We start from the raw sequence: 12,085 nt of genomic DNA, 5'->3' as shown, positions 1-12,085 counted from the left end.
CCACTATTGTGAACCTTAATAACTGACTCGGCAACGTAAGTACAGCCCAGATTGTTGAATACAGTGACCCAAAAGTTCTAATTCCATAAGATCGCTTGTGAGTTGTGCAATGTCTAAATTTGCGTTTTGAGCAAGCGTATCTAAGTCTTGCCCAATCCAATCCAGCAATTGATACAGCTTAAATAAATGCTCGGGAATTTCTGGCATTGGGGATTGTGATTCAGACTGTTGTGCACAATGCCATTGGGTGGGAAGTGCTAAATCTTCAACAATCTGTTCTGGATGATCAACCAGAATGGCCCCTTCACGAATGAGCTGATGACATCCTTGATGATGCTCTCCATAAATATGCCCCGGAATTGCAAAAATCACTTTACCTTGTTCTGCGGCAGCTTGTGCCGTAATCAGTGAACCACTACCAAGTTGGGCTTCTGCGACAACAACACCTAAGCTCAAACCACTCACGATCCGATTTCGATAGGGAAAATTGCGCTGAATAGGCTGAGTTTCTGGCAGGTATTCAGTCAAAATCGTTCCTGAATGCTGCAAAATTTGTTCTTGTAACTGTCTATTTTGACTAGGATAAACCAGATCTAAGCCTGTACCGATCACCGCAATGGTTCGATGGTGTTTTAGTCCACCCATATGTGCAGCGGCATCAATTCCCAGTGCTAGGCCACTGGTAATAAAAAAGCCCTTTTCACTCAAATAGTAAGCAAAATCATAAGCCACTTGTTTGCCATGCGGACTTGGCTTTCGGCTACCCACGATGGCGATTTGCGGTTGACTTAGATTCTGAAATGCACCTTTACCAAATAGAATTGGTGGATGATCAGGATAAGGTAGCAGTTGTTGAGGATAATGAGGGTCGGTATCTAAAAGAATAAAATCTGTATGTTGTTGAATTTTATCGAAGCAAACTTGAAATTTGGATTGCCCAAGCGCAGTGAAAAATTCACTGGCTCTTTCAAGATGGTTTTTATGAATTTTGGCTTCAGACCAGCGGTTTAAATTTTCAGCTTGCAGCGCTTTTGCGATAGAACCAAAATGTGTTTCTAATTTACGAAAAGCGCTGAGCGAATGTTGAACCAAATACCAAAGTCTGATGGCATCATATTGGTCATTGGATATTTGCTTCAACATATTTAAATCACATCATGAAAAACTTAGTTATCTGCAATTGCAGGTGGTTTAATTTCAGCACCCATTTTAATTGGTAAATTACTTTCCAAAATATAGGCATAGCTGAGGTGATCAAAACTCTTAAAGATCATCAGTGTACCAATTTTTTGACTTGGTAATTTCACAGACTCTTTAGTTTTTGGGTCACGGACTGTTTCACCTTGTTGGTAAATACTAAAGACTTGCCCAGGTTTAGCACCTTGTAAGCTACCACGGTCAATGGTGACTACACTATATTGCGCTGCTGTACCAATTGAACCTTGTACACGAACCACTTTACCGCCATTGATGACTTCATTGGTGGTGGTTGGATAGAACAAACTCGGCAATTCAGCATCATAGCTTGGTAGGACATAGTCGCCCTTACGCACTTCAGCATTATAACTTTTGGTTAACTCAAGGGTGGTGACATCATTTTCACCAGCCGCTGCAGTTGCAGAAGCAACCTCAGTTAATTCCATGCCTGCATTAAACTTTTTGCCTTCAGCATTGAGGAAAGTATAAGGTTTGCCTTCACGGTAGATCCCATAACGTTGACCCACGACTAAGCCATTTCCACGCGCATAAACGGTTTGTCCTGCACCCGTAATCACACGATTATCAGCAGCGCCGATGGTATAAGGGATGTTCTGTAAAGATTCAGGATTGACCACAATACTGTGTTCTAACCATGGTTGAATATCTGATAATGGAATTACTGAAATCGCATTATTTAAGGATTCAACGCGTATTTGAGGGCGTAAAGATGTTCCACCTTGATGACGACGGATAATTCCATCACACCCATCACCTTCATCTACACCAATCAATGGGCGACCATCTAAAGTACACAACAATAATTTATCGCCTGGATAAATCCAATGTGGATTTTTAACATGCTTATTGCTTGCCCAGATTTCAGGCCAGTGCCAAGGCTTGCTTAAAAATTTCCCCGCAATATCCCATAAAGTATCACCACGTTTCACCACATAGACATTGGGTGCACTGGATTTAAGTGCAGGTGGATTGGTATTTGGACTTGCGTGTGTGATTTCCATGTAAGTGAATCCTGCACTTAAACATAGTGTCACAGCAAGTAATTGTTTCTTGAACCCCTTGGCATGAAAGTTCGTTATGCCAGTTAAAACCTTTTTCATTATCATAATTCCTAAAATTATGTCTCTATATGCGTTATAATACGCATATTACACACATTTTTTTAATGAAGCATATTCTTCATTTAGTTTTAAGATCAATGGCATAGCAACAGAGGGTACAGTATGGCCTTATTACCTATTTTAAGTTTTCCTGATCCCCGTTTACGCACCATTGCAAAACCTGTCGATGTGGTAACTGATGAAATTCGCCAGTTAGCAGCAGACATGTTTGAAACCATGTATGAAGCGCCAGGTATTGGTCTGGCTGCTACACAGGTCGATCAGCATATTCAGCTTATCGTAATGGATCTGTCTGAAGACAAAGACCAACCTATGGTGTTCATTAACCCCAAAATAACACCGCTTACAGAAGAAACCTTATCTTATGAGGAAGGCTGTCTTTCTGTTCCTCAAATATACGATAAAGTTGAGCGTCCGTCACGAGTTAAAATTGAAGCAATTAACCTTGAAGGTCAAGCTTTTGAAGTCGAAGCGGATGATCTATTGGCGGTATGTATTCAACATGAAATGGATCACTTAAACGGTAAATTATTTGTGGATTACTTATCCCCTTTAAAGCGTCAACGTGCGCGTGAAAAAGTGGAAAAAGTGGTTCGTCAGCGTGAAAAGCAAAAAGTTCCAGCAAAACGTTGATCTGAGTCAGTTGAATTTTAAAAACTTTTAAAATTTTCCTGTAATACAAAGCCCAATTTTGTTTGGGCTTTGTTATACTCTGGCTCGAAAAATGTTGAGACGAACGTTTTGTTGAGAATAGGTTTACTGCTCGGTTTTACCGCAGTTTTTTTACAGATTGCTGTATTTTTACAGCCTTTGCTACCGAAGCAATATCAAATTGCGCCGGTCTGTGAAACTATTACTCAAGCTTTAGTACAAAGTCATTTCTACGAAAAGCATCAACATAGCACCCATCATCAACATCAATCTGCATCTTCTGCACATGAAGCTGCCAGTCATGACCATCTATTGGCCCATGCTGAACATGCAGCGCCAGAGCAACCAAGTTCACATCACCATGATGCGGGTCACCAGTGCCAATACTGTACAGTCTATGGCAATTTGGTTTTACCTCCTGAACTTGAAATCAAAGAAATATTAGATCGTATCCAAGTGCGACTGGTTGCATTTCAAAAAGCATTTCGACATGTCTATTTTGTATTGCAACGTTTGTTTCTACTTCCCCAAGGGCGAGCCCCGCCACTTTTTGCATAAATCAAAAACTTAATTTTTAGGGTCTTCATTGACTCCAGCCTTGTTTAATTTATGATTTAAGAGAAAGAAAATGGCTCAACCTCAATTCTTTTTACAGCCTTTAGCGGCTGCGGTTTGTGTTGCTTGTTATTCTACAGCGGCATTTGCATACGATCAGGAACATGCATCTCAACTTGCTCCAATCGTGGTTACAGCACAGTTGAATAATGATGCCAATGGTTTGATTATTCATGCTGATCCAAAACAGCCGATTCAACCTGTACCTGCCACAGATGGTGCTGATTATTTGCAAAGTATTGCAGGCTTTAATTCGATTAAAAGCGGTGGAACCAATGGAGATGTCACATTCCGCGGCATGTTTGGTTCACGGATTAAAATTTTAACAGATGGTACGGAAAATTTAGGTGCATGCCCTGCACGCATGGATGCACCTACGTCATATATTCAACCTGAAAGTTTTGACCGTATTTCGGTGGTAAAGGGACCTCAGACGGTTCAATATGCCAATACAGGTTCAGCAGCCACGGTGATTTTTGAACGTCAAAAACCAACCTTAACAGATGATAAAAATTATCAAGGTCAAGCCAGTGTTTTAGTCGGTTCTTTTGGACGTTTGGATCACAATATTGAAGCTGCTGTAGGTGACAGTAAAAAATACATGCGTATCAATGCCAATCGTTCTGAGTCAAACAGCTATGAGGATGGTGATGGCAATAAAGTGCCTTCTTCTTGGGAGCGCTGGAATACTGATTTAGCCTTAGGCTGGACACCCGATGAAGATACATGGGTTGAACTGACGGGTGGTAAAGCCGATGGTGAGGCTGAATACGCAGGCCGAACCATGGATGGTTCTCAATTTGCACGTGAAAGCTTAGGCTTACGAGTTGAAAAGAAGAATTTAAGCCCTGTGATTAAAAAGCTCGAAGGGCAAGTGAACTATAGTTATAACGACCATATTATGGATAACTTTAGTTTACGTACTCCACCATTGGCAGAAATGACACATGGTGGCATGAAGATGTTGATGCCAAACCCAATGGCAATGCAGGTGACACGTCGTACTTTAAATAGCCGTTTAGCCATGACCAGTGAATGGGATAAGCTCAGTTTAATTACTGGGGTGGATTCTCAGCTGAACAAACATGGCGGCAGTATGTCATCACCGACCATGCCATCCATGAATGTTGCATTTAGAGAGGATATGCGCTTCCAATCTTATGGTGCTTTCGGAGAAATGACCTATCAATTCAATGATGCTTATAAATTGGTGACAGGTGCACGAATTGATCAAGTTAAAATTGATGCATTAAAACTGAATGATCAACGTAAAGAAACTTTGCCAAGTGCATTTATTCGTTTAGAAAATCAATCTCCTGAACATAATGCCAAATCTTATATTGGTTTAGGTTATGTGGAACGTGTTCCAGATTATTGGGAGCTATTCAGTACTGCACATGGTAATACTGGTATGTCTAAACCGACGTTTAATGATCTAAACACTGAAAAAACTTTACAGTTGGATCTCGGTTATCAATACCAACATGATGCATTGAGTGTATGGACATCAGCATATGCAGGGTTGATTAATGACTTTATTTTATTGAGTTATCATAATCATCCAAAAGCTGGAATGGGTGGGCATGATCACGGTTCTTCATTCAGTGCTGGGGCAAAAAATGTCGATGCAACTATCGCGGGTGCTGAAGCAGGGATTGGTTATCAATTTACTGATGCGATCCAAGCGGATTTAAGTGCAATGTATGCATGGGGCGAAAATACCGATACACATAAACCATTGCCACAAATTGCACCTTTAGAAGGTCGTTTGAATTTACGTTATGTTCAAGATAAATATTCTTTAGGTTTATTATGGCGTGCAGTGGCGAAACAAGATCGTATTAGCTTAAATCAAGGTAATATTGTGGGTTATGACACTGGTGAAAGTAAAAGCTTTACCACCTTGGCATTGAATGCGTCATATAACATTCAAAAAGATCTAAATCTTGCTGTTGGTGTCGACAATGTCTTAGATAAAACCTATACCGAGCATTTAAACAAATTGGGTGTAGGTGCAGATGGTCAAGTCGGTACTCAACAATTTAATAATACAGGGCGTAATTATTGGGCTCGTATTAGCATGAAATTTTAATTGATTTAAAACTGATTTTTTACAGAAATATGAGGATGTTCTATGAGTAATGACAGTAATAAGTTGTCACCTGAAAAATCGTTTTGGGGATGGAAGTTGCTGATTATCGCAATTATTTTAAGCTGTATTTTTATGGGAATCTTCTATTTGGCGATTACCAACGAGCCTGACTATATGCCAAGCCAAAAACAGAATGCAGCTCAGCAACATGATATGTCTAAGATGAGTCATGAAAGTATGCCAAACATGGATCATTCGGCTTCTGCACCAGTGCATGGTCATAATGAATAAGTGAATAGCTCGTGAAATGTAAAAGGAAGCCTTAGGGCTTCCTTTTACATTGAGAATATTTAAAATAGGGCCAAACAGTATAGATAATTAAAAATGAATGAAAAACTAGAGGCTTATCTTAATATTTTTCAACAATATGGTGAAGTTTCCATTGCAAATGATGACTGGACAACTGAATTTGAACAAGCATTTAGAGCACAACTAAAAACTGAAGGGATTGATGAAATTCGAATTTATCAGGCCATTGTACAACCTGATCGAAAATTAATTTGCAGGTTATTTCACCAACCAAGTATGAAAGTTCTTCAGGAATATCCTGCAAGAACGGTATTTCTTCGTTGGTTACCTTTGCTATGTATCGTGTTTTGTTATTTTTTAATCATCTCTCTCATTGCTTTAAGCGTAGACAAAATGCTGACAACTGCATTTCTGCTATTTTTACCTTTTAGTCTGGGTGCGATCATTGAATATGTGAAATCTTTAAAATCCCCAAATTCTTTAAAACAAACATTCTTTCAGCAAATTTATATTGTATTAGGGATCATTGTTGTTGGTGCAGTGATTTTAAGAGAGGGTGTTATTTGTCTTATCATGGCAGCACCTATATTTTTGCTCTGTACGACTTTAGGTGCAACTAGTATGCATTTTTTGTGTAGACGTTTATGGAAGCCCTATAATAAAGTTTATTCCATTGGACTTTTACCTTTGTTGGGGTTGTTCTTATTACCAGATCTATCCCAATATCATAATGGTGTTACGCGCCAAGAAATTATTGTCAATGCACCTATTCATGATGTTTTTGCTTCAATTAACAATATCCAACAGATTCAACCAAATGAAATAAAATATAGTCCAATTTTTACAATGGGCTTTCCAAAACCAATTTCTGGAATGACGGAACAAACTGATGATGGTTTGATTCGTCAAATTTATTGGCAACGTGGTATTCATTTTCAAGAGAAAATTATTCAGTCTCATGCACCTACACAGTTGGCTTGGACATATATTTTTACACCAGAATCATTTCCAAAAGGGTCTTTAGATGATCATTTGAAAATGGGGGGTGCATATTTTAATTTGTTGACAACAGACTATCAATTGGACGCCGTTAATCCACAGCAAACGAAAATGGTGTTAACCATTGATTATCGTTTATCAACAGAAGTGAATTGGTATGCGGACTTGTGGACACGCTATGTACTTAATGAATTTAGTGATGTTGTTCTCAATATCTATAAACGCCGTTTAGAAAAACAAAGTTAAGGCATAAGCCTTAACTTTTCCTTTGTTTACTGATGCATACTCGCTAATTGTTTCTCGGCATTTTGATAAAGTTCGAGTGCATATTCTTGTTCTGCACGACCATTCTGTTGCAAATATTGATCCAGTTTGTCGATATGTTTAGCGCTCCGGTAGAGCAGGGTATTTTTTGCAATTAAATAAAGCGGATACCAAGCCAAAGTACGTGGCTTGAGTCCTAGGTTTTTCATTTTACGTTGCCCAATAAAAAACTGAGTAATATCCAAATGATTTTGATAGGCCTTTTTTTGCAAAAAGGAATTGAAGTGTTTGTAGTGTCGTTCAAAAGGCTCTTTGGATAAGCTGATGGCTAAAGCTTTGCTACTTTCATCGGCCTTGGGGTGGGCATAATTCATCCATTGCAGTAGTTTCCATGCGTCAGACTCTTTATTGACTAGCCATTTTTCATCTACTCCCATTAACCAGCCCGTATATTTCCAAAAATGCATGATGGCTTCTGATTCGGTTTTGCTTGGAAAAATACCAATGGCTCTGACACCGAGAAGTAACACCGCACTAAATGCGATATTGGTCATGGCTTGATCATATTGATTGATCGGCGCTCCCCATATATCGTTATCCCAGTCTTTGGATTTATTGAGTTGATGTCGTACCAACGAATGAATAAAACGCACATAAATGGTTGAAGTAAAACCATTGTTAAAACGAGAGAAACTATCTTGTTGATTGACATCAAGCCACCATTTGTGGGTTTCAGCTAAGCGTTTTCCCGCGTATTTATGTAAAGCACCTGTCATAATTAACGGTTGATTAAAACCAGGGTATTGATAACCCGTCATTAAAGCCACATCGCGTAAAATAAAAGTGCCATTTGTCCCTAAACGATGGGTAAATTTGATCGCAGTTTCAATTTTAGCTGGATCAAGCCAAGTAGGCGCTTGTTCAACCATTTTAAAAAAATCAATTAATTCAGGGATTTCATTGGGAAGTTTATCCAAACCTTGATACAAGGCTGTTTCAAAAAGCTTTCTATTTTGTCTAGGATTGGTCATCACCCAATCCATAACTTTATCCATCGCGATATCACCAGTCTGCAAGGCACGATTGAGTGAAAGATATTCGTCATAACTCGGTTGTAACTGCTGGTCTGTAAAATAATAAAAAAGCTTAGACTTCATATTTGTTCGTGCCATCTTCTCAAATGAGGCAAGGCGTTGTGGCTTAATTAATGTTTGCATTTTGAGCGCGACCTGATTATTGTTTAGTCAAACTCTAATATGAATAATTATTCGCATTCAATTCGCATTTTGGAGTGAACCGCAAAATGAGAAAACAACCACAACAACAACGTGCTCGGAATGTCGTAGATAGTATCTTGGAAGCAACTCAATTATGTGTTGCTGAATATGGCTTAATCAACGTCACCACACCCAAAATTTCAGAAAAATCAGGTGTCAGTGTTGGTTCTATCTATCAGTATTTTGGAAATAAAGAAGAAATTATTCAGGAGCTTTTAAGTCGTAAAAGTGAGCAGCTGGGGCTTGCGTTGAAACAGATTGCGATTAGCCAAGAAGAATTGAGCTTAGAAGAAATCATTCCACTTAGTCTTCAATTCGGTTTTGACATGATGAAAGCCGATGGTGGCTTTTTTATTGAAGTGCTTAAACATTGGCATGGCTATAACAATTCAGAAGCAGCAAAAGTGTTAGAAAAGCATTTCTATGAAGTGGGATTGTATGTATTTAGCCGTTTTTTTAATCATTGGAGTTTTGAAGTACTTAAAAATAAATCCTTTGTCATTATCAATAGTACGCTTTTTACTATGATGCGTTATGTCAGTCATAATAATTTTCTAATTTCAGAACAGCAGCTAAAAAAAGAATTAACTTTGATGATTTTGGCTTATCTAGAGCAAGGTGCCAACCCTAATTCACTTTAGGAAAATTATTTAATGGGGAGAGGGGGATTCATAGATTGTACTCGACTTATATAGACATACATCCAAATACAAATAAAGCTTGGTTTTATCGAACCCGATTTTATAGAGTTGGTTTTATAGCGTTGGTTTTAGCAAGGCTAAGTATTGTTTGAGTTGGGACAGAACATTGATCTCTTTATTGGGAATAGTTTGCTGTTTTTATTCAATGATAAAAGTGATCTATCTCCTTATATAGATTTTAATCGCCGTATCTCTATTAAATTGCATTTATAACAATGCTAAGGGCATACAAGAGGCCGTTTTAGTTATTTTAGTGAATATATGATGGGGTATTGGTTTTTTATTGCTGTGTTTTTATGCAAAAAAGCAGATTTTTAAAGAAAAAGTGCTGTTTTAGAAGAATAAATAAACAAGTGATAGATAAAATGAAAAATAATTAAAAAAAGGGGTTGTGTTGGGTAAGGAATGCTGTAGAATGCACATCCATCGGCGGTGATGTTAAATAAAACTTCTGATAAATCAGGTACTTGATTAAGTTGTTAAGATTTCGAATTGAGATTTTAAGATGAGGTTAGAGTTGGGTTTGTTAGAAAAAATAATTAACATTATTGATTGACTTTTTAGAGATAGAGAGTAGTATAGCCGACCTAGCTTGATGCTGACGAAGCATTGAGAAGATCATTAAGAGAATATGAAGAACAACTTGTGTGGATTTTTACTGATTGATTGATCGAAATATTATCATTGATTGATTGGTTTAAATTACTCGAAGTTTATTTGAGAGAATTTGTCAGTACATTGATGAGCCAGAATTGTGACCTTAAGTCACTAATGATTTTTAACTGAAGAGTTTGATCATGGCTCAGATTGAACGCTGGCGGCAGGCTTAACACATGCAAGTCGAGCGGGGGAGATTGCTTCGGTAATTGACCTAGCGGCGGACGGGTGAGTAATACTTAGGAATCTGCCTATTAATGGGGGACAACATCTCGAAAGGGATGCTAATACCGCATACGCCCTACGGGGGAAAGCAGGGGATCACTTGTGACCTTGCGTTAATAGATGAGCCTAAGTCGGATTAGCTAGTTGGTGGGGTAAAGGCCTACCAAGGCGACGATCTGTAGCGGGTCTGAGAGGATGATCCGCCACACTGGGACTGAGACACGGCCCAGACTCCTACGGGAGGCAGCAGTGGGGAATATTGGACAATGGGGGGAACCCTGATCCAGCCATGCCGCGTGTGTGAAGAAGGCCTTATGGTTGTAAAGCACTTTAAGCGAGGAGGAGGCTCTTCTAGTTAATACCTAGGATGAGTGGACGTTACTCGCAGAATAAGCACCGGCTAACTCTGTGCCAGCAGCCGCGGTAATACAGAGGGTGCGAGCGTTAATCGGATTTACTGGGCGTAAAGCGTGCGTAGGCGGCTTTTTAAGTCGGATGTGAAATCCCCGAGCTTAACTTGGGAATTGCATTCGATACTGGGAAGCTAGAGTATGGGAGAGGATGGTAGAATTCCAGGTGTAGCGGTGAAATGCGTAGAGATCTGGAGGAATACCGATGGCGAAGGCAGCCATCTGGCCTAATACTGACGCTGAGGTACGAAAGCATGGGGAGCAAACAGGATTAGATACCCTGGTAGTCCATGCCGTAAACGATGTCTACTAGCCGTTGGGGCCTTTGAGGCTTTAGTGGCGCAGCTAACGCGATAAGTAGACCGCCTGGGGAGTACGGTCGCAAGACTAAAACTCAAATGAATTGACGGGGGCCCGCACAAGCGGTGGAGCATGTGGTTTAATTCGATGCAACGCGAAGAACCTTACCTGGTCTTGACATAGTAAGAACTTTCCAGAGATGGATTGGTGCCTTCGGGAACTTACATACAGGTGCTGCATGGCTGTCGTCAGCTCGTGTCGTGAGATGTTGGGTTAAGTCCCGCAACGAGCGCAACCCTTTTCCTTATTTGCCAGCACTTCGGGTGGGAACTTTAAGGATACTGCCAGTGACAAACTGGAGGAAGGCGGGGACGACGTCAAGTCATCATGGCCCTTACGACCAGGGCTACACACGTGCTACAATGGTCGGTACAAAGGGTTGCTACCTAGCGATAGGATGCTAATCTCAAAAAGCCGATCGTAGTCCGGATTGGAGTCTGCAACTCGACTCCATGAAGTCGGAATCGCTAGTAATCGCGGATCAGAATGCCGCGGTGAATACGTTCCCGGGCCTTGTACACACCGCCCGTCACACCATGGGAGTTTGTTGCACCAGAAGTAGGTAGTCTAACCGTAAGGAGGACGCTTACCACGGTGTGGCCGATGACTGGGGTGAAGTCGTAACAAGGTAGCCGTAGGGGAACCTGCGGCTGGATCACCTCCTTAACGAAAGATTGACGATTGGTAAGAATCCACAACAAGTTGTTCTTCATTGATGTATCTGAGGGTCTGTAGCTCAGTTGGTTAGAGCACACGCTTGATAAGCGTGGGGTCACAAGTTCAAGTCTTGTCAGACCCACCAAGTCTACTGAACACAGAAGAGCAGATATATTAAGATCTTAAGCTGGGGACTTAGCTTAGTTGGTAGAGCGCCTGCTTTGCACGCAGGAGGTCAACGGTTCGACTCCGTTAGTCTCCACCATCACTTACATTGAACTTAAAATGTTCAAATAGACGTAAGATAAGTTAAGAAATAAGCATATAGTTGATTAGATCCTAGAGATTAACAAATGGATGGCGTAGTATACGCGCCAGTTGATAATCTCTGTGATTTATCACAGTTAACTACTCGCTGACGAGGCGGTAGTGAATCATTAACAGAATATATTTGAGTTGAAATAATTGTTTAAACTCGTTTTAGTTGATGTTAGCAAGCAATTGTTAATGTTGAATGAAATGAGCACTA

Annotated in this window: 9 protein-coding genes, 2 tRNA genes and 1 rRNA gene; 9 read left to right on the top strand and 3 right to left on the bottom strand. The window is 40.0% G+C overall.

The genetic code is table 11. The annotated features are described in order from the left end of the window. Positions 1–15 precede the first annotated feature (15 nt). Both dprA and AC4CUY_RS19960 read right to left on the bottom strand, forming a co-directional pair. Positions 16–1,143, bottom strand: coding sequence for a DNA-processing protein DprA (gene dprA, locus AC4CUY_RS19965; protein WP_353164337.1), 1,128 nt, complete (start codon positions 1,141–1,143; stop codon positions 16–18). Between the two features lie 23 nt (positions 1,144–1,166). Next, entirely contained in the window at positions 1,167–2,318 is a 1,152-nt protein-coding gene (locus tag AC4CUY_RS19960) for a LysM peptidoglycan-binding domain-containing protein (protein ID WP_490774608.1), read from the bottom strand. Positions 2,319–2,441: 123 nt separating this feature from the next. Here AC4CUY_RS19960 and def point away from each other — a divergent pair, with 123 nt between their 5' ends. The 5 genes from def (at position 2,442) to AC4CUY_RS19935 (ending at position 7,251) form a co-directional block, all read left to right on the top strand. Continuing rightward, complete coding sequence (gene def / locus AC4CUY_RS19955; RefSeq protein WP_004723400.1) at positions 2,442–2,972, top strand: peptide deformylase; 531 nt, start codon at positions 2,442–2,444, stop codon at positions 2,970–2,972. Positions 2,973–3,080: 108 nt separating this feature from the next. After that, entirely contained in the window at positions 3,081–3,548 is a 468-nt protein-coding gene (locus AC4CUY_RS19950; protein ID WP_004823725.1) for a DUF2946 family protein, read from the top strand. Positions 3,549–3,618: 70 nt separating this feature from the next. Continuing rightward, positions 3,619–5,697, top strand: a complete 2,079-nt coding sequence (locus tag AC4CUY_RS19945) for a TonB-dependent copper receptor (RefSeq protein WP_419280609.1) — start codon at positions 3,619–3,621, stop codon at positions 5,695–5,697. A gap of 42 nt (positions 5,698–5,739) precedes the next feature. Further along, positions 5,740–5,988, top strand: a complete 249-nt coding sequence (locus tag AC4CUY_RS19940; protein ID WP_096735345.1) for a hypothetical protein — start codon at positions 5,740–5,742, stop codon at positions 5,986–5,988. Positions 5,989–6,081: 93 nt separating this feature from the next. Continuing rightward, positions 6,082–7,251, top strand: coding sequence for a hypothetical protein (locus AC4CUY_RS19935; protein ID WP_419280612.1), 1,170 nt, complete (start codon positions 6,082–6,084; stop codon positions 7,249–7,251). A gap of 26 nt (positions 7,252–7,277) precedes the next feature. Here AC4CUY_RS19935 and AC4CUY_RS19930 read toward each other — a convergent pair whose 3' ends face one another. Beyond that, positions 7,278–8,486: an oxygenase MpaB family protein gene (locus AC4CUY_RS19930; RefSeq protein ID WP_419280615.1), complete on the bottom strand. Its 1,209-nt coding sequence runs from the start codon at positions 8,484–8,486 to the stop codon at positions 7,278–7,280. 86 nt (positions 8,487–8,572) lie between these two features. On the opposite strand from AC4CUY_RS19930, the gene AC4CUY_RS19925 reads away from it, so the two are divergent. The 4 genes from AC4CUY_RS19925 (at position 8,573) to AC4CUY_RS19910 (ending at position 11,821) form a co-directional block, all read left to right on the top strand. Further along, positions 8,573–9,187, top strand: coding sequence for a TetR/AcrR family transcriptional regulator (locus AC4CUY_RS19925; protein WP_004723394.1), 615 nt, complete (start codon positions 8,573–8,575; stop codon positions 9,185–9,187). A gap of 839 nt (positions 9,188–10,026) precedes the next feature. Next, positions 10,027–11,565 (top strand): 16S ribosomal RNA (locus AC4CUY_RS19920). A gap of 59 nt (positions 11,566–11,624) precedes the next feature. Beyond that, positions 11,625–11,701, top strand: a tRNA-Ile gene (locus AC4CUY_RS19915). Between the two features lie 44 nt (positions 11,702–11,745). Then, positions 11,746–11,821: transfer RNA gene (locus tag AC4CUY_RS19910), tRNA-Ala, on the top strand. Positions 11,822–12,085 lie beyond the last annotated feature (264 nt).

This window comes from Acinetobacter sp. 778_lipA (assembly GCF_058242985.1).
This window is presented reverse-complemented; position numbering and strand designations above follow the sequence as displayed.

What these genes read in the sequence shown, in the direction of transcription:
- dprA (WP_353164337.1), bottom strand. Translation starts at nt 1,143, where the DNA reads ATGTTGAAGCAAATATCCAATGACCAATATGATGCCATCAGACTTTGG.
- AC4CUY_RS19960 (WP_490774608.1), bottom strand. Translation starts at nt 2,318, where the DNA reads ATGAAAAAGGTTTTAACTGGCATAACGAACTTTCATGCCAAGGGGTTC.
- def (WP_004723400.1), top strand. Translation starts at nt 2,442, where the DNA reads ATGGCCTTATTACCTATTTTAAGTTTTCCTGATCCCCGTTTACGCACC.
- AC4CUY_RS19945 (WP_419280609.1), top strand. Translation starts at nt 3,619, where the DNA reads ATGGCTCAACCTCAATTCTTTTTACAGCCTTTAGCGGCTGCGGTTTGT.
- AC4CUY_RS19940 (WP_096735345.1), top strand. Translation starts at nt 5,740, where the DNA reads ATGAGTAATGACAGTAATAAGTTGTCACCTGAAAAATCGTTTTGGGGA.
- AC4CUY_RS19935 (WP_419280612.1), top strand. Translation starts at nt 6,082, where the DNA reads ATGAATGAAAAACTAGAGGCTTATCTTAATATTTTTCAACAATATGGT.
- AC4CUY_RS19930 (WP_419280615.1), bottom strand. Translation starts at nt 8,486, where the DNA reads ATGCAAACATTAATTAAGCCACAACGCCTTGCCTCATTTGAGAAGATG.
- AC4CUY_RS19925 (WP_004723394.1), top strand. Translation starts at nt 8,573, where the DNA reads ATGAGAAAACAACCACAACAACAACGTGCTCGGAATGTCGTAGATAGT.